The organism is Enterobacter cancerogenus, from assembly GCF_019047785.1.
GTDB lineage: Bacteria > Pseudomonadota > Gammaproteobacteria > Enterobacterales > Enterobacteriaceae > Enterobacter > Enterobacter cancerogenus.
Genome location: NZ_CP077290.1, coordinates 2,753,942 through 2,776,869, shown reverse-complemented (window position 1 = coordinate 2,776,869; position 22,928 = coordinate 2,753,942). Strand labels below are relative to the sequence as shown.

Genomic DNA, 22,928 nt, shown 5'->3' with positions numbered 1-22,928 from the left:
CGAGCGATGGAAACGACGTTACGGCTTGTCGCCATTACTAACTGTCCGGCAGGCATTGCGCACACCTATATGGTGGCCGAGGCGCTGGAGCGAAAGGCGCGTGCTTTAGGGCATACCATTCAGGTTGAGACCCAGGGTTCCAGCGGGGTGGAAAATCATCTGAGCGATGAGTCTATCCGTGAAGCGGACTACGTGATTCTGGCAACCGGTCGTGGGCTTAGTGCCGACGATCGCGCCCGTTTTGCCGGGAAACAGGTTTTCCAGATCCCGATTTCACACGCGCTGAAGAATATCGACGCTATTTTTGACAATTTATCCACGCAATCGCAGCGGTTCACTGCCGATAGCGCCGTAAAGCTGGGCAAACAGGATGTGCAGAAAGGCAGCGTGATGAGCCACCTGATGGCGGGCGTCTCAGCCGCACTGCCGTTTGTGATTGGCGGCGGTATTCTGGTGGCACTCGCCAATATGCTTGTCCAGCTTGGCCTGCCCTATACCGATATGGCGAAAGGGGCGCCTTCGTTTGCCTGGGTGGTGGAGTCCATCGGTTATCTCGGCTTTACCTTTATGATCCCGATTATGGGCGCGTACATCGCCCTGTCGATTGGCGATAAACCGGCGTTCGCACCGGCTTTTCTGGTGTGTTATCTGGCGAACGATAAAGGGCTGCTCGGCACGCAGTCCGGGGCGGGTTTCCTCGGGGCGGTCGTGCTGGGACTGGCTATCGGCTATTTCGTGCTGTGGTTTCGCAAGCTCAGGCTCGGCAAGGCGCTGCAGCCGCTGCTCGGCTCTATGCTGATCCCGTTTGTGACGCTTCTCGTCTTCGGTGTGCTGACTTACTACGCGATCGGCCCGTTGATGTCCGATCTGATGGGCGGCCTGCTGCATCTCCTCAATACCATTCCGCCGTCGATGAAGCTTGGCGCAGCGTTCCTCGTGGGCGCGATGCTGGCGTTTGACATGGGCGGCCCGGTCAATAAAACCGCGTGGTTTTTCTGCTTCTCGCTGCTGGAAAAACACATCTACGACTGGTACGCCATCGTCGGCGTGGTCGCGCTGATGCCGCCCGTCGCGGCGGGCATCGCAACCTATCTTGCTCCCGGGCTTTTCACCCAACAGGAGAAAGCGGCGGCCAGCAGCGCCATCGTGGTGGGTGCAACCGTAGCCACCGAACCGGCAATCCCCTACGCGCTGGCGGCGCCGCTGCCAATGCTTACCGCGAATACCCTCAGCGGCGGCATTGCGGGCATGCTGACCCTCTCGTTTGGCCTCCAGCGTCTCGCACCGGGGCTGGGCGTGTTTGACCCGCTGATTGGCCTGATGTCTCCGGCGGGCGCGTTCTATCTGGTGCTGGGCATCGGTCTGGCGATAAACATTACGTTAATAATCGTGTTAAAGGGCTGGTGGCTGAAGCGTAAAGCCGCCCGTCCGGAGGTTGCACATGAACATTGAGTTACTGAAATCGCTCTGTGATGCCAGCGCGGTCAGCGGCGATGAGCAGGAAGTCCGCACCATCCTGATCAACGCCCTGCACCACCATGCCGATGAACTTACCTTCGACGGGCTGGGCAGCGTCATCGTCCGCAAAGGTTCACGCGGGCCCAAAGTGGCTATCGTCGGGCATATGGACGAAGTGGGCTTTATGGTCACCCACATCACCGAGGCGGGGTTTATTCGGTTTGACACCGTCGGCGGCTGGTGGGGCCAGTCGATGCTTAACCATCGGGTCACCCTCCGCACCCGCGAAGGCAAGAAAATCCCGGGTATTATCGGGTCCGTTGCGCCCCATGCGCTGAGCGAAAAGCAGAAGCAGCAGCCGATGAATATTGAGGATATGTTTATCGATATTGGCGCGAACAGCCGAGAAGAGGTGGAAAAACTCGGTATTCGGATGGGTGATTTTGTCAGCCCCGAGGCCAACTTTGCCCGCTGGGGAGAGGATAAAATCCTCGCCAAAGCGCTGGATAACCGCGTGGGCTGCGCCCTGATGGCCGAACTGCTGATCGGCGTCAATAACCCTAACATCCGCCTGTACGGCGTGGGCAGCGTCGAGGAGGAGGTTGGTTTACGCGGGGCGCAAACCTCCGCAGAGTGCGTCAAACCCGACGTGGTGATCGTGCTTGATACCGCCGTCGCGGGTGATGTTCCCGGCATCGACGGCGTGAAATATCCGCTAAAAGTCGGCCACGGCCCCGGCGTGATGCTTTTCGATAAACGCTATTTTGCTAATCAGAAGCTGCTCGCTTTACTCAAACAAAGCGCGGAAAACGCGCAAGCACCGCTGCAGTTCAGCACCATGAAAACCGGCGCGACCGATGGCGGGCGTTATAACGTGATGGGCGGCGGCCGGCCAGTCGTCGCACTTTGCTTGCCGACACGTTATCTGCACGCCAACAGCGGTATGATCGCTGAAAAGGATTATGACGCGGCGCTGAAGATGGTGCATAACCTGCTGATGTCCCTGGATGACAGGCAGGTCGCCGCGCTCACGGATTTTCGCTAAGGATCGGTCATGCTCAATGAACGCCAGTTGGCCTTACTCAATGCGCTGGAGTCACAGCCCGCCGCGCCGGGCACGCTGGCGCAGCAAACCGGCGTTTCCGCCCGCACCATCCTGCGGGATATCGACTACATCAATTTTACCCTCGGCGGCAAGGCGCGGATCAGCGCCTCCGGCAGCGCGGTGTGTCAACTGGATATCTTTGACAGGAAACAGTATTTCCAGCTTTTACAGCGTCATGATAATGATGACCGGTTGCTGGCGTTGCTGCTGATCCGCCCGGTCACGACCCGGGCGCAGCTGGCGGATGCGCTTAATCTTCCCGATGCCTGGATTGCGGAACGCCTGCCGCGACTCCGCCAGCGATACGCGCGCGCCTTTACCCTTGCCAGCAGGCCAGGCGCCGGGTACTTCGTCGACGTCGATCAGGACAAACGCATTATCCTGCTGGCGAACCTCTTCAAAAAAGATCCGCTGGTCTACCCGCTGCCGGGCATAAACCCGGCGGTCCTGGGCAGGCTGCACGCACGCTGCCAGACGCTCACGGCCTGGCCGGATATTCATGGCGACTATCTGGTCAGCGTCCTCCTGGCCGTTTACGCGCTGCGCCAGCACCCGATTCTTTCGACCGGTTGCCCTGACATTAACGCGCTTGAGGCGTGCTGTGAACAGGCGGGGCTTTGGCCGGGGCCTGACGTCCTGAGCGTGGTGTCCCGCAGGCTGGACCGCTTACAGCACAGTGCAAATGCGATAACCCCGCAGTACGTCGCGGACCACCTCACCACCCTGGCCTCCCCCGCCCAGCCGCAGGCGATTGATGCGCAGCTCACGGACGAACTGACCGCGCACCTGAAAAGATGCGTTGCCATGCCAAACTGGTTTCCCGAGAGCCGGCCTGGCTCGATGAATCATCTCAAAGCGGCCTGGCCTGCGGCGTTTGATATGAGCGTGAAATTTATCAATCAGCTGCGAAAGGTAATGGATATACCGCTTATCGACAGCGATCTCCCGGGACTCTATTTTGCCTGCGCGCTTGAGCGGCACCATAGCGAATGGACGCCAATCGTTTTACTTGCCGATCAAAACGCCATTGCGACCATCAATAAAATGGCCATAGAACGGGAGGTGATGAACTGCCGGGTGGTGGTGGTGCTTACGCCCGAGGCGCTGGCGGCAGTTCAGGACGAATGCCAGCCAGCCCTGATTGTGAATAACAGCCACTATTTGCTGGATGACAGCCAGCGAGACGTGCTGCCTATCCGCAATATCATTACCGCGGCGGGTATCGAGCAGATTAAAGATTTTCTCGCGTCGGCGTTTATCCGCCAGCAGCCCGACCGTTTTTTCCCGCCTGAAGGTTCATTTCATTATACGAACGGCCCGGACGAAAGCTGGGACGAGATCATCACCGCCGTCACCACGCAGCTGCTTGAGAAAACCGCTATTACGCAGGATGAAGCCCTGCGCATCTGTCAGCGCGAGCGGGAAGGCGAGAATCTGGTGGTGAATCATGTGGCGATCCCCCACTGCTGGAGCGAGGTGCAACGCCCCTTTCGGGGATATTTTATTACGCTTGAACGCGCGATTCGGGTGAACGGTGAAAGCGTTATGCATGTGCTTATCGCCTGTGCCAGCGCGGAGAATCGACAAGAGCTGAAAATTTTTAGCTTTTTAGCGAGTGTGTTAAGCCGCCATTCGTCGCAGCGGATTGAGAGCGTGGGGCATTACGAGGGATTTATTGCGTTACTGCACTGAGAGAGGGAACCTGTCCCGGCTCCGAAGAGCCTGGGACAGCGGCTGTACGGCTTATTTGTTCAGTTCTGCCGTCATGTGTACGCGGTTACCGGAGAACGCCTGGGTGATTTTGTAAGAGGACGCGCCCGCTTCCTGAGCCTGTGCGGCGATTTTAGCTTCTGCACCATCAAGCGTAGAGGCGGTAGCCGTCACGGATTGTGCTGCGAATGAACCAAAAGAGGTAGCCAGAGCGATAACTGCGACAAAAGTTTTGATGCTGTTCATATGTTTAAACCCTTTCATTAAGTTGTTTAGGTAAGGCACCGTGCCTTGATGAGATAAATAATAGACCTCATCCCGACCAACTAAAAGCGGAAGGATTTGCTTACGTTATTCAAATTTATTGATTAACAAGTAGTCGCTGTTCATGGGTATAGATTGTGGCTCTTCCCGGCTTGCAGAACCCCACCAGCGTCAGGTTGCAGCGCTCCGCCACTTCCACTGCCAGCGTAGTGGCCGCCGACACGGCAAACAGAATTTCCACGCCGCACATCGCCGCTTTCTGCACCATCTCATAGCTTGCCCGGCTTGAGACCAGCGCGGCGCCCTGCTGCCAGACGTCGCTTTCGCGCGCCCGGCGGCCCAACAGCTTGTCCAGCGCCACGTGGCGGCCCACGTCTTCATGTCCACCCGCAATCGTTCCGCACGGCAACACCCAGGCCGCCGCATGGGTACAGCCGCTCAGTTGCCCGATGGGCTGGACTGTGTTCAGTTGCTCCAGCGCCCTATCAAGGTGCGCCAGATCGAACGTTTGGGTGAACGGCAGCGGCGCGATGGGCTTGCCGATATCGTTGAGTTGTTCAACGCCACACACCCCGCAACCGGTACGCCCGGCCAGCGCGCGACGGCGCTCTTTCAGCCCCATAAAGCGGCGGCTGGAAAGCTCGATCTGGACTTCCAGCCCGTTGCAAGCCTGCACCACGTCCATGCCATAGATATCCTGCGGACGCGCAATAATGCCTTCCGACAGGGAAAACCCAATGGCGAACAGCTCGAGATCTTTCGGGGAGGCCATCATCACCACATGCGAAATCCCGTTGTACACCAGGGCAACGGGTACTTCTTCCGCCAGATAATCGGGCGTGGCATGGGTTATGTGGGGCGGTCTGTGTACCGACCGTTCCACAGTGCCAGCAGGCAGTGGTAACGCGTGGGCAGCACGGTTTTGTTTAAACACAACGGTATTCCTGAACAACCACAGAAGTGAGCCTGCTATTGCATCACAAACGGCAGGCCTTACGCATAGTATGGATCAACTTTTCATCACCCATTGCCCGTCAGTTTACCTACTCATTAGGGAGAGGCGCAATGCAGGCGCGGCTACACCTCTTTAACATAAATCGGGTGTCCTGTGACATATATCACAATTTATAATCAATGTAGTGATAATACGCTCACTTTGTTTTAACGCTAATGAAACAGGCTTACCGACATTGTGGTATTCTGACGATATCCCTCGTGGAACTGCGGGATTAACGCAAATTTTCACCTTTGCGGCGATTTTTTGACCGCAAAGCAAAACAATAAAGCAATGTCGAAATTAACGAAGGAGTGACCCATGCAGGTCAGCAGAAGGCAGTTCTTTAAGATCTGCGCTGGCGGTATGGCAGGCACTACGGCAGCGGCGCTGGGCTTTGCCCCGGGCGTAGCGCTGGCGGAAACACGGCAGTACAAACTGCTGCGCACCCGCGAAACCCGTAACACCTGCACGTATTGCTCCGTCGGCTGTGGGCTGTTGATGTATAGCCTCGGCGACGGTGCAAAAAACGCCAAAGCATCTATCTTCCACATCGAAGGCGACCCGGATCACCCGGTCAACCGTGGTGCGTTATGCCCGAAAGGGGCCGGTCTGGTGGACTTTATCCATTCAGAAAGCCGCCTCAAGTACCCAGAATATCGCGCGCCCGGCTCCGACAAATGGCAGCAAATCAGCTGGGAAGAGGCGTTTGACCGCATCGCAAAACTGATGAAAGAAGATCGCGATGCCAACTTTATTCCTCAGAACGCCGAGGGCGTAACGGTTAACCGCTGGCTCTCTACCGGTATGCTGTGCGCGTCTGCTTCCAGCAACGAAACCGGCTATTTAACCCAGAAATTCACGCGTGCACTCGGTATGCTCGCGGTCGACAACCAGGCGCGTGTCTGACACGGACCAACGGTAGCAAGTCTTGCTCCAACATTTGGTCGCGGTGCGATGACCAACCACTGGGTCGACATCAAGAACGCCAACCTTGTCGTGGTGATGGGCGGTAACGCCGCTGAAGCGCACCCTGTCGGGTTCCGCTGGGCGATGGAAGCCAAAATCCATAACGGCGCGAAATTGATTGTGATCGATCCCCGCTTTACGCGTACAGCGTCAGTGGCGGATTTCTACACCCCTATTCGTTCAGGTACTGACATCACTTTCCTGTCAGGCGTATTGCTGTACCTGATGACCAACGAAAAATATAACCGCGAGTACACCGAAGCCTATACCAACGCCAGCCTGATCGTGCGTGAGGATTACCACTTCGAAGATGGCCTGTTCAGCGGTTATGACGCCGAAAAACGCAAATACGACAAAACCAGCTGGAACTACGAGCTGGATGAGAACGGCTTTGCCAAGCGCGATAAGACCCTGCAGCACCCGCGCTGCGTGTGGAACCTGCTGAAAGAGCACGTCTCCCGCTATACGCCAGAGGTGGTCGAAAACATCTGCGGAACGCCGAAAGCGGACTTCCTGAAGGTGTGTGAGCTGATTGCCGAAACCAGCGCGAAAGACAAAACCGCGTCGTTCCTGTACGCACTCGGCTGGACGCAGCACTCCATCGGCGCGCAGAACATCCGTACCATGGCGATGGTTCAGCTCCTGCTCGGCAATATGGGGATGGCAGGCGGCGGCGTGAACGCCCTGCGCGGTCACTCCAACATTCAGGGCCTGACCGACCTCGGCCTGCTGTCGCAGAGCCTGACCGGTTATATGAACCTGCCAAGCGAAAAACAGACGGACCTGCAAACCTACCTGACGGCCAGCACGCCAAAACCGCTGCTCGAAGGACAGGTGAACTACTGGGGCAACTATCCGAAGTTCTTCGTCTCGATGATGAAGGCGTTCTTCGGCGATAAAGCGACGGCGGAAAACAGCTGGGGCTTTGACTGGCTGCCGAAGTGGGACAAAGGCTACGACGTCCTTCAGTACTTCGAGATGATGCACCAGGGCAAGGTCAACGGCTACTTATGCCAGGGCTTTAACCCGGTCGCCTCGTTCCCGAACAAAAACAAGGTGGTGGAGTCGCTGTCGAAGCTGAAATTCCTGGTGACGATTGACCCGCTCAACACCGAGACGTCAACCTTCTGGCAAAACCACGGTGAATCGAACGACGTCGATCCGTCGAAGATCCAGACCGAAGTGTTCCGCCTGCCGTCTACCTGCTTTGCGGAAGAGAACGGTTCTATCGTCAACTCCGGACGCTGGCTGCAGTGGCACTGGAAAGGCGCGGACGCCCCGGGCATCGCCATGAACGACGGCGAGATCCTGGCCGGTATCTTCTTGCGTATGCGTAAGATGTACGCTGCTGAAGGCGGTGCGAACCCGGAACCGGTGCTGAACATGACCTGGAACTACTCGACGCCGGAGAACCCGTCGCCGGAAGAAGTGGCGATGGAGAGCAACGGTAAGGCGCTGGCAGACGTTATCGACCCGGCGACCGGCGCCGTGCTGGCGAAGAAAGGCGATCAGCTCAGTACCTTCGCGCACCTGCGCGACGACGGCACGACGTCCAGCGGCTGCTGGATCTTTGCCGGGAGCTGGACGCCGAAAGGCAACCAGATGGCCAACCGCGATAACGCCGACCCGTCGGGCCTCGGCAATACGCTGGGCTGGGCCTGGTCGTGGCCGCTGAACCGCCGCATCCTTTATAACCGTGCCTCCGCAGACCCGCAGGGTAATCCGTGGGATCCGAAGCGTCAGTTGCTGAAGTGGGACGGCGCGAAGTGGGGTGGCGTGGATATTCCGGACTACAGCACCGCAGCACCAGGCAGCGATGTCGGGCCGTTTATCATGCAGCCTGAAGGGATGGGGCGTCTGTTCGCTATCGATAAGATGGCGGAAGGTCCGTTCCCGGAACACTACGAGCCGTTTGAAACGCCGCTGGGCACCAACCCGCTGCACCCGAACGTGGTCTCTAACCCGGCCGCGCGTATCTTCAAAGGCGACTTTGAAGCGCTGGGTAAAAAAGACAAGTTCCCGTACGTGGGCACCACTTACCGTCTGACCGAGCACTTCCACTACTGGACCAAGCACGCGCTGCTGAACGCCATTGCGCAGCCGGAGCAGTTTGTGGAGATCGGCGAAAAGCTGGCGAACAAGCTCGGCATCACCCATGGCGACACCGTGAAAGTCTCCTCCAACCGCGGCTATATCAAGGCCAAGGCGGTGGTGACCAAGCGTATTCGCACGCTGAACGTACACGGTCAGGAAGTGGATACCATCGGCATCCCGATTCACTGGGGTTACGAGGGCGTGGCGAAGAAAGGGTTTATTGCGAACACCCTGACGCCGTTCGTCGGTGATGCGAACACGCAGACGCCGGAGTTTAAGGCCTTCCTCGTGAACGTGGAAAAGGTGTAACGGAGACGACCTATGGCTTATCAATCTCAAGACATTATCCGTCGTTCCGCGACTAACAGTTTCACGCCCGCGCCTCAGGCGCGGGACCACCAGCAGGAAGTGGCGAAGCTTATCGACGTGACCACCTGTATCGGCTGTAAAGCCTGTCAGGTGGCCTGTTCTGAGTGGAACGACATCCGTGACGAAGTGGGTCATAACGTCGGGGTGTACGATAACCCGGCAGATCTGACCGCCAAGTCCTGGACGGTGATGCGTTTCTCGGAAGTGGAGCAGAACGACAAGCTGGAATGGCTGATCCGCAAAGACGGCTGTATGCACTGCGCGGACCCGGGCTGCCTGAAGGCGTGCCCGTCGGAAGGGGCGATCATTCAGTATGCTAACGGCATCGTCGACTTCCAGTCCGAGCAGTGCATTGGCTGCGGCTACTGCATTGCGGGCTGTCCGTTCGACGTGCCGCGTCTGAACCCGGAAGACAACCGCGTCTATAAATGTACGCTGTGCGTTGACCGCGTGAACGTCGGCCAGGAACCGGCATGCGTGAAGACCTGCCCGACCGGTGCAATCCACTTTGGCTCCAAAGAGGATATGAAAACGCTGGCGGCAGAACGCGTGGGCGAGCTGAAAACCCGTGGTTACGATAACGCAGGCCTGTACGATCCGTCCGGAGTGGGTGGGACGCACGTCATGTACGTACTGCACCACGCCGACAAGCCGAATCTGTATCACGGCCTGCCGGAGAATCCGGAAATCAGCGCTACCGTGAAGTTCTGGAAAGGCATCTGGAAACCGCTGGCAGCGGTCGGTTTTGCTGCTACCTTCGCCGCGAGCATCTTCCACTACGTCGGTGTTGGTCCGAACCGTGCGGAAGAGGAAGACGATAACCTGCATGAAGAGAAAGACGAGGTGCGCAAATGAAAAGACGTGACACCATCGTGCGCTATACCGCGCCGGAACGCATCAACCACTGGGTCACCGCCTTCTGCTTCATGCTGGCGGCGATAAGCGGGCTGGGATTCTTCTTCCCGTCCTTCAACTGGCTGATGCAGATCATGGGGACACCGCAGCTGGCGCGTATACTGCACCCGTTTGTTGGCGTCATCATGTTCGCGTCGTTCATCATCATGTTTTTCCGATACTGGCACCATAATCTAATCAATCGGGATGATATCTTTTGGGCGAAGAATATTCGTAAGATCGTCGTCAACGAGGAAGTGGGTGACACCGGGCGTTATAACTTCGGCCAGAAATGCGTATTCTGGGCGGCGATTATCTTCCTGGTCCTGTTGCTGGTCAGCGGCGTGATCATCTGGCGTCCGTATTTTGCGCCTGCTTTCTCAATCCCGGTGATCCGATTCGCGCTGATGCTGCATTCATTTGCCGCAGTGGCGTTAATTGTGGTTATCATGGTGCATATTTACGCCGCCCTTTGGGTTAAAGGCACCATTACCGCGATGGTGGAAGGATGGGTTACAAAGACGTGGGCGAAGAAACATCACCCGCGCTGGTACCGTGAAGTCCGCCAGAAACAGGAAAAGTCATCTGAATGAGTATTCGCATAATCCCGCAAGATGAGCTGGGTTCGAGCGAGAAACGCACGGCGGATTACATTCCGCCGTTGTTATTCCCCAGACTCAAGAACCTCTATAACCGCCGCGCAGAGCGTCTGCGCGAGCTGGCAGAGAATAACCCGCTGGGCGATTTTCTGCGTTTTGCCGCGCTCATCGCGCACGCACAGGAAGTGGTGCTGTACGACCACCCGCTGCAAATCGACCTGACCGCGCGCATTAAAGAAGCCAATGCGCAAGGCAAACCGCCGCTGGATATTCACGTGCTGCCGCGTGATAAACACTGGCACAGGCTGCTGCATTCGCTGATTGCCGAGCTGAAGCCGGAGATGAGCGGCACCGCGCTGGCGGTGATTGAAAATCTGGAAAAAGCCTCTGACATGGAGCTGGAAGAGATGGCGAGCGCGCTGTTTGCTTCCGACTTCTCGCAGGTCAGCAGCGACAAAGCGCCGTTTATCTGGGCTGCGCTGTCGCTCTACTGGGCACAAATGGCAAGCCTGATCCCAGGCAAAGCCCGCGCCGAATACGGCGAAGCGCGTCAGTTCTGCCCGGTGTGCGGCTCAATGCCGGTCACCAGCATGGTGCAGATCGGTACTACCCAGGGGCTGCGCTACCTGCACTGCAACCTGTGTGAAACCGAGTGGCACGTGGTGCGTGTGAAGTGCAGCAACTGCGAGCAGACCCGCGATCTCAACTACTGGTCGCTGGAAAACGAAGACGCGGCGGTGAAAGCCGAAAGCTGCGGCGACTGCGGGACTTACCTGAAGATTCTGTATCAGGAAAAAGACCCGAAAGTCGAAGCCGTGGCGGACGATCTCGCCTCGCTGATTCTGGACGCCAAAATGGAGCAGGAGGGCTTTGCCCGTAGCTCTATCAACCCGTTCCTGTTCCCGGGCGAAGGGGAGTAGTTTGCTGTAATAGCGCCGGGCGGCACAGGCTTGCCCGGCCTACAGGTGATAAGGTGTACCCTCTCCAGCGATCCCCGAACAATCCTGAGTATTTCGTGAAATTCACGAGCAATTTTTAAAAGACTACTCTTCCTCGTTCCCGCCCTCTTCAAACGCGCCATAGGGCCTGGCGGGCAGAACGATATACGTCCCTTCAAACACCGCTCCCGGAGTATCATCGCCGAAGAGCTCGACCTGCATCTGCACGCGCGCCTTGCGGCCTCGCGCCAGGCGGTCGAGATCGCCGCCGAGGGCACCCAGGTCGGCCACCGCGCCTGGCTTACCGCTGATAGGGGCGCTGTAGCGAATATGGGCATCCGCCAGGATGATGGTGCCACCGAGATGACGCTCGCGCAGCATCAGCCAGATCAGCCCCCAGCCGGTGAGCGTCGCCAGCGAGAACAAGCTGCCGGCAAACAGCGTGTGGTGGGGATTCTGGTTGCCGGTTTCCGGCATGGTGGTGATGAATTTTTGTCCGGTGTACTGCTGGATACGCACGCCCATCTTTTCGCTGAGCGGAATGTGCTGATACCAGGCCTGCTGCAGCTGTCCGCACCAGTCGGCACGGTGCAGAATATCGTCCAGGGTGGCGATAGGTTTGATCATCAGAAAGTGGCGGATTGGCGTGGTTTGCGGCGCGGCGATTTCGCCCTGATTAACAAAACCGAGCTTGGCGAAGAACTCCACGGCGTCTTCGCGGGCGCTACAGGTCACGCGCTTTACCCCTTCCTGACGCGCGACGGACTCCAGGGTCATCGCCATCAGCGTTCCCAGCCCCTTGTCCTGAACGGAGGGATGCACCGCCATAAACCGGATGGAGGCCTCGTTATCAGCATTGATATACAAACGTCCGACAGCGACCAGGTTGCCCTCTTCATCGACCACCATCTGATGGTGCGCCATGGCGTCCCAGGCGTCGCGCTCTGAACCTTTCGGTTGATGTAACGGCTTGCGCAGCATTTCCCAGCGGAACTGGTAGTAGACCTCTAACTCTTCTTCCGTTTGCGGTACTCGAAGGTGATACATAGGTGTACTCTCTCTTGTTAACCGCGGCCACGCCGCCAGCTGGCTCATACCTGCAGCCAGAAGGTGACGGGGCCATCGTTCACCAGCGAGACCTGCATATCTGCAGCGAATCGTCCGGTTTGCGTATGCATGTCCTGTTGGCGACAACGTTCAACAAAGTATTCATAAAGCGCTTCAGCACGATCGGGCGCAGCGCCTCTGGAAAAGCCCGGGCGCATGCCGCGTTCGGTATCAGCTGCCAGCGTAAACTGGGAAACGACCAGCACGCTGCCACCCGCCTGCTGAACGTTCAGGTTCATCTTACCTTCGGCATCGCTGAAGATACGGTAGCCCAGCACGCGCTCGCACAGGCGATTAGCCTTTTGTTCGTCGTCATCCTTTTCGACACCTAACAACACCAAAAGTCCCGGGCCAATTTCACCCGTCACCTCACCCTCCACGGTGACGCTGGCACGGGTTACGCGTTGAATCAATGCAATCATGGTTGGTCTGCTTCTCGTTGTTTTTCAGCCAGTGCTTCTTGTTTGAGTTCGCGGTAGACCCCGAGAGTGACAGTTATTTCGGCGCCTAGCAAGACGATACACCAGGTCCAGTAAACCCAGACAAACAAAATGGGGATCACCGCCAGCACGCCGTAAATCAACTGGTAAGACGGGAACATCGTGATGTAAAGGGCAAAGCCTTTTTTGCCCAATTCAAAGAGCACAGCCGCCACCAGCGCCCCAACAACCGCATCGCGGTTTGGCACGCGCGTCGTAGGAACGACACTGTAAAGCAGCCAGAACGACAGCCACGATAAAATCAGCGGGAAGATGCGCAAAACGTTATCAATCACAGTGTTGAGATCGCTCGCCCAGCGCAGTGAAAGGAGATACGAGCTGATGGCCAGACTGGCCCCCGCCAGCAGCGGACCCAGCGTCAAAATCATCCAGTACACGGCAAAGGAGTAAACCTTGGGGCGAACCTTTTTGCTGCGCCAGATCGCGTTAAGCGCGCTATCAATGGAGTACATCAGCAGCAGCGCCGTGACGATCAGCCCGCATGCGCCGACAGCGGTCATTTTGCTGGAGTTGGCAACGAACTGCTCGATGTAGTTCTGAATCACATCGCCCGTTGCCGGAATGAAGTTCGCAAACACGAAATGGCGAAGCTGCAGGCTGACGTCCGAAAACATGGGGAAGGCGGAAAACAGTGCAAAAATAACGGCCACCAGCGGCACGAGCGAAAGCAACGACACATAGGCGAGATTACCCGCCAGCGTGGTCATGTTGTCCTCATCAATGCGGTGCCAGAGGAGTTTCAGCCACGCACGCAGCGGACGCGTGTGGTGCGTGGCTTTTTGATGAACGGTTTTTAGCATAACTGCTTCGCAAAGTAGTCCGGTATCGTCTCTTTTCCGGTCACCAGAATAGAGGTGATGCCTAGCTGGTTAGCGCCTTCTATATTATCGGCATTGTCGTCGAAAAAGACCGCATCGGCGGCAGTGAAACCTTCCGATTGCAGCACGGCCTGATAGATCCGCGCTTCCGGTTTGCGCATGCCCATCTCCTGAGACAGGTAGATTTTGTCTGCAGCAGTCTGGATCTCAGGGTACTCATCAGGCCAGAATGTGGTATGCAGGCGGTTGGTGTTCGACAGGACCACCACACGGTGCCCCTGCTCGCGCAGTTTTTGCATGATCGCGATCACTTCCGGGCGGATCGCCACAAATACCGCCTGCCAGCCGTGAGAAAACTGCTCATAGCTTAACGGCAGATCCATTTCATGGCTGAGACGCTCAGCGAACTCTTCGTCGCTGATTTCACCGCGCTCGTGCTGATGGAAAGTCTCACCCATCTTAAAATTCTGTTTTATCGTCGCCAGCGGTACACGGCTAAAATCGCTCCATGCGCCCAGCACTCGATTAAAATCGATATCGACGATTACATTTCCTAAGTCAAAGATATAAAGCATGTTTATCTCCTTTTCGCCGTGGAAAAGTAACTGTAGCGGGAAAGATAAGGTTTGGCTATGCGCCAGATTCAGCTTCGGGAAAGGCACAACCCGACCACACCGTCGGGCCGTGAAAGGAATTAACCCGGCACGTGGTCGTTAACGACCACCACCTCGACTTTGCTGGATTTGAGATAGTTTTGCAGCGCGGCACCCGGACCTTCGTCGGTGAAGAGCGCCGTCGCCTGTGCCACGTTGCCAATCTCGACCGCAGCCGAGGCGTGGTACTTGGTGTGATCGGCCGCCAGCAAAATGTGTCGGGCGTGGGCCATCATCGTTTTCACCACGCTGGCCTCGTTGACATCAAACTCCATCATCGCACCGTCCTGCTCAATCGCCCCGACGCTGGTGACCAGGTAATCCGCCCGAAAGCCCGAGACGAACGCCGTGGCGGCAGCGCCGATGATGCCCCCGTTATGCGGGCGTAACGTCCCGCCCGGCACCATCACCTCAAAGCGCGGATTTTTGTAGAGAATGTGCGCCACCCGCAGGCTGTTGGTGATGATGCGCAGGTGGTTATGGTTTAACAACGCCCGCGCAACGTGCTCCACCGTTGTACCAATGGTGATAAACACGGTAGACCCATCGGGAATGTAATCGGCTATGGCTTCGGCAATGGCCCGCTTCTCTTCCGTCAGGGAGACTTCGCGCTGTTCAAAGGCCGTGTTGACCACGCTTGACGCCCGCCCTGCGCCACCGTGATGACGCGTGATCAGCCCCTGCTCGCTCAGCTTACGAATATCCCGTCGTATCGTCTGCGTCGAGACATCCAGCAGCTGCGCCAGTTCATCGATGTTCATATAGCCACGTTCGGCGATAAGCGTAAGCAGCCGATCGTGACGCGGGTTACCGGTCAATTCGGTAAGGCTCATGGGTTGTCCTTTGAAAACCATCACATTGAGCATTTTATACAAAAAGTGACAAGAAAGAGCGGGTTTGATCACAGTCAGGGATCCCCGCACGTCCGCCGGGGCGGGTACACTTCAGCGCCGCGACCGCACTGGCAAAGCGCACGGCGTCCTGTGCAGGCGCGCGCTGCGCCAGGCTGACCGCCAGCGCACCGTGAAAAACATCCCCCGCGCCCGTGGTATCCACAACGTCCACGCTGAATCCCGGCTGATGGCAAAGCTGTCCGTTCTCCAGCCAGTAGCACCCTTCACTGCCCTGCGTAACGTAGACGTGACCGTTTGTGAGCGTTTGTGCTTTATTGAGCGCCTCCTCCGTCTCCTCCCGCTGCGCTAAACGCCGCAGGCCCGGTGCGGAAAAGGCCGCATGGTCGCTTAGCGCAATCAGCTCAGCAATGTCCTGCGGCGTGACATCCGCATCAAGCAGGGTTGGCACCCCCTGCTGGCGCGCAAGGGTGAACGCCTGCTTTGCGCCGTCGTGCCAGCGCACGTCCGCCAGCACCATATCCCACTGTGAAAAATCGATATCCGCAAGCCAGTCCGCGTCTGGCGGAAGGTCAGGGCTGGGGTAGTTAGCGATAATCCGCTCCCCTTTCGCATCCACCAGAACCGCCGATTGCGAAGAACGCGCCCCCTTCACCACGCGGGTAAAACGCGTCTTCACCCCCAGGGACTCCAGCTCCGCGAGCAGTCGGTTGCCGGTATCGTCATCACCCACCCGGCCAATAAAGTCCACGCTTGCCCCGAGTTTCGCTGCCGCCACCGCCGCCGTAGCCGCCGGGCCACCGCCCACTTCCGTATAGTTTTGAGCGACATATTTCCCCCCTTCTTTCGGCAAATCATCGAGATACCAGATGCGATCCAGCACGGTAATGCCGACACAAACGATGCGAGTCATGGTCAATCCTTATGCGTTTTTGATGCTCTCATTTTAATTTCACCAAATGTTTAAAAAGTGACCCGTGTCAATTTTTTGACCATAAATTACAAATACGATCAAAAACAGACAACAAAAACGCGCAATACTTGACACGATGTGACAGGAGAGAGAGATGTCAGCAATCGCATTTATCGGTTTAGGGCAGATGGGCGCGCCAATGGCGAAGAATCTGCTGAAGCACGACCATTCGCTTCGCGTCTTCGACGTGAACCCGCAGGCCGTACAGGCGCTGGTTGACTGCGGTGCGCAGGCAGCAGAAACGCCTGAACAGGCAGCAAGAGGGGCCGAGTTTGTCATCACCATGCTGCCAAATGGCGACCTGGTGCGCTCGGTGCTGTTTGGCGAGCTGGGCGTGTGTGAAGGATTATCCCGCGACGCGCTGGTCATTGATATGTCCACTATTCACCCGCTGCAAACCGACGCCCTGATCGGCGAAATGGCTGAGTTAGGTTTCAGCATGATGGATGTTCCCGTCGGACGCACCTCCGACCATGCCATCGCCGGGACATTACTCCTGCTGGCGGGCGGCACGGCGCAGCAGGTTGAGCGCGCCACCCCGGTGCTGATGGCGATGGGCAACGAACTGGTCAACGCGGGCGGCCCGGGCATGGGGATCCGCGTGAAGCTTATCAACAACTACATGAGCATCGCCCTCAACGCGCTTTCCGCCGAGGCGGCCGTGCTGTGTGAAGCGCTCGGCCTCTCCTTCGATGTCGCGCTGAAGGTGATGAGCGGTACGCCAGCGGGTAAAGGCCACTTCACCACCTCCTGGCCGAACAAGGTGCTGAAAGGCGATCTTACGCCCGCGTTCATGATCGACCTGGCGCATAAAGATCTGGGGATCGCCCTGGATGTCGCAAACCAACTGCACGTCCCGATGCCGCTGGGTGCCGCCTCGCGTGAGGTCTACAACCAGGCGCGCGCCGCCGGACGCGGGCGCGAAGACTGGACGGCCATTCTTGAACAGGTTCGCGCATCCGCCGGGCTGAAAAAAACACACTGACAGGAAAGGATTGAGAAATGACGACGTACACCCTGAACGATATCACCCGGCCTTCCGGCGGTTTTGCAATGCTGGCCGTTGACCAGCGCGAGGCGATGCGCCTGATGTTTGCCGCGGCGGGTGCCCCGGTGCCGGTCAGCGACCAACACCTGACCGATTTTAAGGTCAACGCGGCCAAAATTCTCTCGCCGTATGCCTCTGCGATCCTGGTCGACCAGCAGTTTTGCTATCGCCAGATTGTCGAGCAGCAGGCGGTGGCCAAAAGCTGCGCAATGATTGTGGCCGCCGACGAGTTTATTCCGGGGAACGGTATTCCGGTCGACAGCGTGGTGATTGATAAAAATATCGACGCACAGGCGGTTAAACGCGACGGCGGCAAGGCGCTGAAACTGCTGGTGCTCTGGCGCAGCGATGAAGATCCGCAGCAGCGTCTGGAGATGGTGAAGGCGTTTAACCAGCTGTGTCACGACAACGGATTGCTGAGCATTATCGAGCCCGTTGTTCGCCCGCCGCGTCGCGGGGCCACCTTTAATCGCGAACAGGCGATTATCGAGGCGGCAAAGGAGCTCGGCGACAGCGGTGCCGATCTCTACAAGGTGGAGATGCCCCTGTTCGGCAAAGGTTCTCAGCAGGCGCTGCTGACCGCCTCGCAGAAGCTGAACGAGAACATCGCCATGCCGTGGGTGATCCTCTCCTCCGGCGTGGACGACAAACTCTTCCCCCGCGCGGTACAGGTTGCCATGCAGGCGGGCGCATCCGGTTTCCTCGCTGGTCGGGCCGTCTGGTCATCGGTGGTGGGTCTGCCGGACACCGAAATGATGCTTCGCGATATTTCTGTACCGAAATTGCAGCGTTTGGGTGAGATCGTCGACGAAATGATGGCACGCCGTTAAGAAAGGACCTGAACATGAAATGGTTTAACACCCTGAGCCACAACCGCTGGCTTGAGCAAGAGACTGACCGCATTCTCGATTTCGGTAAAAACGCCGCTGTGCCGACCGGCTTCGGCTGGCTGGGCAATAACGGCCAGGTGCGTAGCGATATGGGCACCCACCTGTGGATCACCGCCCGCATGCTGCACGTTTACGCCGTTGCCGCCAATATGGGGCGTCCCGGCGCGTATGCGCTGGTTGAGCACGGCATCAACGCCCTGAACGGCCCGCTGCGCGACAGCCAGCACGGCGGCTGGTACGCCTGCGTTAACGACGAGGGCGTGGTCGACGCCTCCAAGCAGGGTTATCAGCACTTCTTCGTGCTGCTGGGTGCGGCAAGCGCTGTAACCACCGGCCACCCACAGGCGCGCCCGCTTCTCGACGAGGCGATTGCAGTGATCGAGCGCTATTTCTGGAGCGAAGAGGAGCAGATGTGCCTCGAATCCTGGGATGAAGCATTCAGCAAGACCGAAGATTACCGCGGCGGTAACGCCAATATGCACGCCGTGGAAGCCTTCCTGATCGTCTATGACGTGACGCACGATCGTAAATGGCTCGACCGCGCCTTGCGCATTGCCTCGGTGATTATTCACGACGTGGCGCGCAAGGGAGATTATCGCGTTAACGAGCATTTCGACATTCACTGGAACCCGATCCGCGATTACAACATCGATAACCCCGCCCACCGCTTCCGCGCCTACGGCGGCACGCCGGGCCACTGGATCGAGTGGGGCCGCCTGATGCTGCACCTGCACGCCGCGCTGGAAGCGCGCTTTGAAACACCGCCAGCGTGGCTGCTGGAAGATGCGAAAGGCTTGTTCCACGCCACCATCCGCGACGCCTGGGCGCCCGACGGGGCCGATGGTTTTGTCTACTCCGTGGGCTGGGACGGCAAGCCTATCGTGCGCGAACGCGTGCGCTGGCCGATCGTCGAGGCGATGGGCACGGCCTATGCGCTCTATACGGTCACCGGCGAGGCGCAGTACGAGACGTGGTATCAGACGTGGTGGGATTACTGCATCAAATACCTGATGGATTACGAAAACGGGTCGTGGTGGCAGGAGCTGGACATCCATAACGAAGTGACCACCAAAGTCTGGGACGGCAAGCAGGATATCTATCATCTGCTGCACTGCCTGGTGATCCCCCGCCTGCCGCTGGCACCGGGCTTAGCCCCTGCCGTAGCCGCCGGTTTGCTGGACAGCCTGGCTAAATAATAAAAACGGAGTTTATATGCGTACCCTACATGATATTGATTTAAAGAATACTGAAACAGGTTTCACCCTGCGCTGGCAGGATCGCCTGATTGTGTCCCACTCCGCCGATGCGCCCTGCCTGTGGATCGGTGCGGGTGAGGCGGATATTGAGATGTTTCGCGGCAACTTCAGCATCAAAGATAACCTCAATGAGAAGATCGCGCTGACCGAGGCTACGGTTACGCAGCAAGACGCGGGCTGGGCGATCCGCTTCACCCGCGGCGACACGGTGAGCGCCACGCTGCGGATCGGTGTGGATGCAGAAGGTCGCCTGGAACTCAAGCTGCAAAATGACGCCACCAGCCATAACCGCATCTGGCTGCGGCTGGCAGCGCAGCCAGAGGATCATATCTACGGCTGCGGGGAGCAGTTCTCCTACTTTGACCTGCGCGGCAAGCCGTTCCCGCTGTGGACCAGCGAGCAGGGCGTGGGCCGTAACAAGCAAACTTACGTGACCTGGCAGGCCGACTGTAAAGAGAACGCCGGGGGCGACTACTACTGGACCTTCTTCCCGCAGCCCACCTTTGTGAGCACTCAAAAGTACTACTGCCACGTCGATAACAGCTGCTACATGAATTTCGACTTCAGCGCGCCGGGCTACCATGAGCTGGCCTTCTGGGAAGATAACGCCACGCTGCGCTTCGAATGTGCAGAAACCTATGTCGATCTGCTGGAAAAACTCACCGCCCTGCTGGGCCGTCAGCCGGAACTGCCGGACTGGGTTTATGATGGCGTGACGCTCGGCATTCAGGGCGGCACCGACGTGTGTCAGCAGAAGCTCGACGCCATGCGTAACGGCGGCGTGAAGGTGAACGGTATCTGGGCGCAGGACTGGTCCGGCATTCGCATGACCTCCTTCGGCAAACGCGTGATGTGGAACTGGAAGTGGAACAGCGAGCTTTATCCGCAGCTGGATACCCGCATTCCGCAATGGAAGCAGGAGGGCGTGCAGTTCCTCTCCTACATCAACCCGTACGTCGCCAGCGATCGCGATCTGTGCGAAGAAGCAGCGAAACGCGGCTATCTGACCAAAAACGCCGAGGGTAAGGATTATCACGTCGAATTCGGCGAGTTTTACGCGGGCGTTATCGACCTGACCAACCCCGAAGCCTATGACTGGTACAAAGAGGTCATCAAAAAGAACCTGATCGAACTGGGCTGCGGCGGCTGGATGGCCGATTTCGGCGAGTATCTGCCGACCGACACCTTCCTGCATAACGGCGTAAGCGCGGAAATTATGCATAACGCCTGGCCTGCACTGTGGGCGAAATGTAACTACGAGGCGCTGGAGGAGACCGGCAAACTCGGTGAGATCCTGTTCTTTATGCGCGCGGGCTATACCGGCAGCCAGAAGCACTCGGTGATGATGTGGGCTGGCGATCAGAACGTCGACTGGAGCCTCGACGACGGCCTGGCCTCGGTTGTTCCCGCGGCGCTCTCGCTGGCGATGACCGGCCACGGCCTGCACCACAGCGATATCGGCGGTTATACCACGCTGTTCGGGATGAAGCGCAGCAAAGAGCTGCTGCTGCGCTGGTGCGATTTCAGCGCCTTCACGCCGATGATGCGTACCCACGAAGGCAATCGCCCTGGCGATAACTGGCAGTTCGACGCCGACGCCGAAACCATCGCCCACTTCGCGCGGATGACCAGGGTCTTCACCACGCTCAAGCCGTATATCAAAGCCGCGGTTGCGCAGAACGCTAAAACGGGCCTGCCGGTGATGCGTCCGCTGTTCCTGCACTACGAAGACGACGCGCGCGCCTACACGCTGAAGTATCAGTACCTGTTCGGCCGCGATCTGCTGGTGGCACCCGTTCACGAAGAGGGCCGCACCGACTGGACCCTGTACCTGCCACAGGACACCTGGGTGAATGCCTGGACGGGAGAAACCTGTCAGGGCGGTGATGTGACCGTTGAAGCCCCGCTCGGCAAACCGCCGGTGTTCTATCGCCAGCAAAGCGAATGGGCAGATCTGTTTAGCACCTTACGTCATATCTGATAAGGCTCGCCCGCAGGGAGACCTGCGGGCAGACGGAGAACAATAATGAGTCAACATACTTCTGATCCGGCAACCCTACGCCTGCCGTTTAAAGAAAAACTCGCCTACGGGATGGGCGATCTCGGCTCTAACATCCTGCTGGATATCGGCACGCTGTACCTGCTGAAATTTTACACCGACGTGCTGGGCCTGCCGGGCACCTACGGCGGCATTATCTTCCTGATCGCCAAGTTCTTTACCGCCTTTACCGATATGGGTACCGGGATCATGCTTGATTCCCGGCGCAAGATTGGGCCGAAGGGCAAATTCCGCCCGTTCGTGCTGTATGCGGCGTTTCCGGTCACGCTGCTGGCGATTGCAAACTTCGTCGGCACACCGTTTGAGATGACCGGCAAAACGGTGATGGCGACGGTGCTGTTCATGCTGTACGGCCTGTTCTTCAGCATGATGAACTGCTCTTACGGTGCTATGGTGCCCGCCATTACCAAAAACCCGGACGAGCGCGCCGCGCTGGCGGCCTGGCGTCAGGGCGGCGCGACGCTGGGTCTGCTGCTGTGTACCGTCGGCTTTGTCCCGGTGATGAACCTGATTGAAGGCAATGATCAGCTGGGCTATATCTTTGCCGCCACCCTGTTCTCGTTGTTCGGGCTGTTCTTTATGTGGTGGTGCTATAAGGGCGTGACCGAGCGCTACGTCGAGGCGCAGCCCGCTAACCCCGCACAAAAACCGGGCCTGCTGCAGTCGTTTCGCGCCATCGCCGGCAACCGCCCGCTGTTTATCCTCTGTATTGCCAACCTCTGCACGCTGGGGGCCTTTAACGTCAAACTCGCCATCCAGGTCTACTACACGCAGTACGTTTTGAACGACCCGATCCTGCTGTCGTACATGGGCTTCTTCAGCATGGGCTGTATTTTTATCGGCGTGTTTATGATGCCCGGCGCGGTGCGTCGTTTCGGTAAGAAAAAGGTCTACATCAGCGGGCTGATGATTTGGGTGGCCGGCGATCTGCTCAACTACTTCTTCGGCGGCGGCTCGGTGAGCTTTGTGGCGTTCTCATGCCTGGCGTTCTTCGGCTCCGCGTTTGTGAACAGCCTGAACTGGGCGCTGGTGTCCGATACCGTGGAGTACGGCGAGTGGCGCACCGGCGTGCGCTCCGAAGGGACGGTCTATACCGGGTTTACCTTCTTCCGTAAGGTTTCCCAGGCGCTGGCGGGCTTTTTCCCGGGGATCATGCTGACGCAAATCGGCTATGTGCCCAACGTGGTGCAGTCTGACGGAACGGTTGAAGGGCTACGGCAGCTGATATTTATCTACCCGAGCCTGCTGGCGGTCATCACCATCGTGGCGATGGGCTGCTTCTACAACCTCAACGAGAAGATGTATGTGCGCATCGTGGAAGAAATTGAACTGCGCAAACGTACAGCCTGAATGACTTGAGCGCGCGCCCTGCGGGGCGC

At 58.0% G+C, this 22,928-nt stretch carries 20 protein-coding genes; 12 read left to right on the top strand and 8 right to left on the bottom strand.

Annotation, left to right across the window (positions count from 1 at the left end; all coding sequences use genetic code 11):
• Nucleotides 1-6: 6 nt before the first annotated feature.
• From I6L58_RS13075 to I6L58_RS13065, 3 genes are read left to right on the top strand one after another with little or no spacing between them, the layout of a single operon-like run.
• Nucleotides 7-1,452, top strand: coding sequence for a PTS fructose-like transporter subunit IIBC (locus I6L58_RS13075; RefSeq protein WP_088209365.1), 1,446 nt, complete (start codon nt 7-9; stop codon nt 1,450-1,452).
• Complete coding sequence (locus I6L58_RS13070) at nt 1,442-2,503, top strand: aminopeptidase (RefSeq protein ID WP_088209364.1); 1,062 nt, start codon at nt 1,442-1,444, stop codon at nt 2,501-2,503. The genes I6L58_RS13075 and I6L58_RS13070 overlap by 11 nt, the downstream gene beginning before the upstream one ends.
• Before the next feature lie 9 nt (nt 2,504-2,512).
• Nucleotides 2,513-4,255 carry a putative frv operon regulatory protein gene (locus I6L58_RS13065; protein ID WP_088209363.1) on the top strand — a complete coding sequence of 581 codons (1,743 nt, stop codon included), beginning with the start codon at nt 2,513-2,515 and terminating at the stop codon, nt 4,253-4,255.
• A 51-nt stretch (nt 4,256-4,306) separates the two neighbouring features.
• Here I6L58_RS13065 and I6L58_RS13060 read toward each other — a convergent pair whose 3' ends face one another.
• Together I6L58_RS13060 and fdhD are read right to left on the bottom strand one after the other, a co-directional pair.
• Nucleotides 4,307-4,519: a YdgH/BhsA/McbA family protein gene (locus I6L58_RS13060; RefSeq protein ID WP_042322688.1), complete on the bottom strand. Its 213-nt coding sequence runs from the start codon at nt 4,517-4,519 to the stop codon at nt 4,307-4,309.
• Nucleotides 4,520-4,634: 115 nt separating this feature from the next.
• Nucleotides 4,635-5,471 carry a formate dehydrogenase accessory sulfurtransferase FdhD gene (gene fdhD / locus I6L58_RS13055; protein ID WP_042322655.1) on the bottom strand — a complete coding sequence of 279 codons (837 nt, stop codon included), beginning with the start codon at nt 5,469-5,471 and terminating at the stop codon, nt 4,635-4,637.
• Nucleotides 5,472-5,852: 381 nt separating this feature from the next.
• On the opposite strand from fdhD, the gene fdnG reads away from it, so the two are divergent.
• The 4 genes from fdnG to fdhE are packed head-to-tail and all read left to right on the top strand — an operon-like array spanning nt 5,853 to nt 11,376.
• Nucleotides 5,853-8,903, top strand: coding sequence for a formate dehydrogenase-N subunit alpha (fdnG, locus tag I6L58_RS13050; RefSeq protein WP_088209362.1), 3,051 nt, complete (start codon nt 5,853-5,855; stop codon nt 8,901-8,903).
• 12 nt (nt 8,904-8,915) lie between these two features.
• Nucleotides 8,916-9,818, top strand: a complete 903-nt coding sequence (fdxH, locus tag I6L58_RS13045; RefSeq protein ID WP_006179127.1) for a formate dehydrogenase subunit beta — start codon at nt 8,916-8,918, stop codon at nt 9,816-9,818.
• A complete protein-coding gene (fdoI, locus tag I6L58_RS13040; RefSeq protein WP_006179126.1) occupies nt 9,815-10,450 on the top strand; it encodes a formate dehydrogenase cytochrome b556 subunit in 636 nt (211 codons plus the stop codon). Before fdxH ends, fdoI begins: the two co-directional genes overlap by 4 nt.
• Nucleotides 10,447-11,376: a formate dehydrogenase accessory protein FdhE gene (fdhE, locus tag I6L58_RS13035; RefSeq protein ID WP_006179125.1), complete on the top strand. Its 930-nt coding sequence runs from the start codon at nt 10,447-10,449 to the stop codon at nt 11,374-11,376. The genes fdoI and fdhE overlap by 4 nt, the downstream gene beginning before the upstream one ends.
• 123 nt (nt 11,377-11,499) lie before the next feature.
• On the opposite strand, the gene fabY is transcribed toward fdhE, so the two are convergent.
• The 6 genes from fabY to I6L58_RS13005 form a co-directional block, all read right to left on the bottom strand.
• On the bottom strand, nt 11,500-12,441 hold the full coding sequence (fabY, locus tag I6L58_RS13030) for a fatty acid biosynthesis protein FabY (RefSeq protein ID WP_042322650.1): 942 nt from the start codon (nt 12,439-12,441) through the stop codon (nt 11,500-11,502).
• A gap of 44 nt (nt 12,442-12,485) precedes the next feature.
• Nucleotides 12,486-12,923 (bottom strand): D-aminoacyl-tRNA deacylase, encoded by a 438-nt coding sequence (gene dtd, locus I6L58_RS13025; protein ID WP_006179121.1) that lies wholly within the window; start codon nt 12,921-12,923, stop codon nt 12,486-12,488.
• A complete protein-coding gene (locus I6L58_RS13020) occupies nt 12,920-13,801 on the bottom strand; it encodes a virulence factor BrkB family protein (RefSeq protein WP_006179120.1) in 882 nt (293 codons plus the stop codon). The genes dtd and I6L58_RS13020 overlap by 4 nt, the downstream gene beginning before the upstream one ends.
• Nucleotides 13,795-14,394 carry a glucose-1-phosphatase gene (gene yihX / locus I6L58_RS13015; protein ID WP_042322647.1) on the bottom strand — a complete coding sequence of 200 codons (600 nt, stop codon included), beginning with the start codon at nt 14,392-14,394 and terminating at the stop codon, nt 13,795-13,797. Before yihX ends, I6L58_RS13020 begins: the two co-directional genes overlap by 7 nt.
• A gap of 119 nt (nt 14,395-14,513) precedes the next feature.
• On the bottom strand, nt 14,514-15,305 hold the full coding sequence (locus I6L58_RS13010) for a DeoR/GlpR family DNA-binding transcription regulator (RefSeq protein ID WP_042322644.1): 792 nt from the start codon (nt 15,303-15,305) through the stop codon (nt 14,514-14,516).
• 34 nt (nt 15,306-15,339) lie between these two features.
• Nucleotides 15,340-16,236 carry a sugar kinase gene (locus tag I6L58_RS13005; RefSeq protein WP_058610703.1) on the bottom strand — a complete coding sequence of 299 codons (897 nt, stop codon included), beginning with the start codon at nt 16,234-16,236 and terminating at the stop codon, nt 15,340-15,342.
• A gap of 154 nt (nt 16,237-16,390) precedes the next feature.
• On the opposite strand from I6L58_RS13005, the gene yihU reads away from it, so the two are divergent.
• The 5 genes from yihU to I6L58_RS12980 are packed head-to-tail and all read left to right on the top strand — an operon-like array spanning nt 16,391 to nt 22,899.
• A complete protein-coding gene (gene yihU, locus I6L58_RS13000) occupies nt 16,391-17,281 on the top strand; it encodes a sulfolactaldehyde 3-reductase (RefSeq protein ID WP_006179116.1) in 891 nt (296 codons plus the stop codon).
• Nucleotides 17,282-17,298: 17 nt separating this feature from the next.
• Nucleotides 17,299-18,174 (top strand): sulfofructosephosphate aldolase, encoded by an 876-nt coding sequence (gene yihT, locus I6L58_RS12995; protein ID WP_006179115.1) that lies wholly within the window; start codon nt 17,299-17,301, stop codon nt 18,172-18,174.
• Nucleotides 18,175-18,188: 14 nt separating this feature from the next.
• Nucleotides 18,189-19,430, top strand: a complete 1,242-nt coding sequence (gene yihS / locus I6L58_RS12990) for a sulfoquinovose isomerase (protein ID WP_088209361.1) — start codon at nt 18,189-18,191, stop codon at nt 19,428-19,430.
• 16 nt (nt 19,431-19,446) lie between these two features.
• Entirely contained in the window at nt 19,447-21,471 is a 2,025-nt protein-coding gene (locus I6L58_RS12985; protein ID WP_088209360.1) for an alpha-glucosidase, read from the top strand.
• A gap of 45 nt (nt 21,472-21,516) precedes the next feature.
• Nucleotides 21,517-22,899: an MFS transporter gene (locus I6L58_RS12980; RefSeq protein ID WP_006179112.1), complete on the top strand. Its 1,383-nt coding sequence runs from the start codon at nt 21,517-21,519 to the stop codon at nt 22,897-22,899.
• Nucleotides 22,900-22,928: the final 29 nt, after the last annotated feature.

Excerpts from the sequence above, each read along its gene's own strand:
- yihT (WP_006179115.1), top strand. The coding sequence starts at position 17,299 with ATGACGACGTACACCCTGAACGATATCACCCGGCCTTCCGGCGGTTTT.
- fabY (WP_042322650.1), bottom strand. The coding sequence starts at position 12,441 with ATGTATCACCTTCGAGTACCGCAAACGGAAGAAGAGTTAGAGGTCTAC.
- I6L58_RS13070 (WP_088209364.1), top strand. The coding sequence starts at position 1,442 with ATGAACATTGAGTTACTGAAATCGCTCTGTGATGCCAGCGCGGTCAGC.
- I6L58_RS13010 (WP_042322644.1), bottom strand. The coding sequence starts at position 15,305 with ATGAGCCTTACCGAATTGACCGGTAACCCGCGTCACGATCGGCTGCTT.
- yihS (WP_088209361.1), top strand. The coding sequence starts at position 18,189 with ATGAAATGGTTTAACACCCTGAGCCACAACCGCTGGCTTGAGCAAGAG.
- I6L58_RS13005 (WP_058610703.1), bottom strand. The coding sequence starts at position 16,236 with ATGACTCGCATCGTTTGTGTCGGCATTACCGTGCTGGATCGCATCTGG.
- fdoI (WP_006179126.1), top strand. The coding sequence starts at position 9,815 with ATGAAAAGACGTGACACCATCGTGCGCTATACCGCGCCGGAACGCATC.
- yihU (WP_006179116.1), top strand. The coding sequence starts at position 16,391 with ATGTCAGCAATCGCATTTATCGGTTTAGGGCAGATGGGCGCGCCAATG.
- I6L58_RS12985 (WP_088209360.1), top strand. The coding sequence starts at position 19,447 with ATGCGTACCCTACATGATATTGATTTAAAGAATACTGAAACAGGTTTC.
- yihX (WP_042322647.1), bottom strand. The coding sequence starts at position 14,394 with ATGCTTTATATCTTTGACTTAGGAAATGTAATCGTCGATATCGATTTT.
- fdxH (WP_006179127.1), top strand. The coding sequence starts at position 8,916 with ATGGCTTATCAATCTCAAGACATTATCCGTCGTTCCGCGACTAACAGT.
- I6L58_RS13060 (WP_042322688.1), bottom strand. The coding sequence starts at position 4,519 with ATGAACAGCATCAAAACTTTTGTCGCAGTTATCGCTCTGGCTACCTCT.
- I6L58_RS13065 (WP_088209363.1), top strand. The coding sequence starts at position 2,513 with ATGCTCAATGAACGCCAGTTGGCCTTACTCAATGCGCTGGAGTCACAG.
- I6L58_RS13075 (WP_088209365.1), top strand. The coding sequence starts at position 7 with ATGGAAACGACGTTACGGCTTGTCGCCATTACTAACTGTCCGGCAGGC.
- I6L58_RS12980 (WP_006179112.1), top strand. The coding sequence starts at position 21,517 with ATGAGTCAACATACTTCTGATCCGGCAACCCTACGCCTGCCGTTTAAA.
- dtd (WP_006179121.1), bottom strand. The coding sequence starts at position 12,923 with ATGATTGCATTGATTCAACGCGTAACCCGTGCCAGCGTCACCGTGGAG.
- I6L58_RS13020 (WP_006179120.1), bottom strand. The coding sequence starts at position 13,801 with ATGCTAAAAACCGTTCATCAAAAAGCCACGCACCACACGCGTCCGCTG.
- fdhE (WP_006179125.1), top strand. The coding sequence starts at position 10,447 with ATGAGTATTCGCATAATCCCGCAAGATGAGCTGGGTTCGAGCGAGAAA.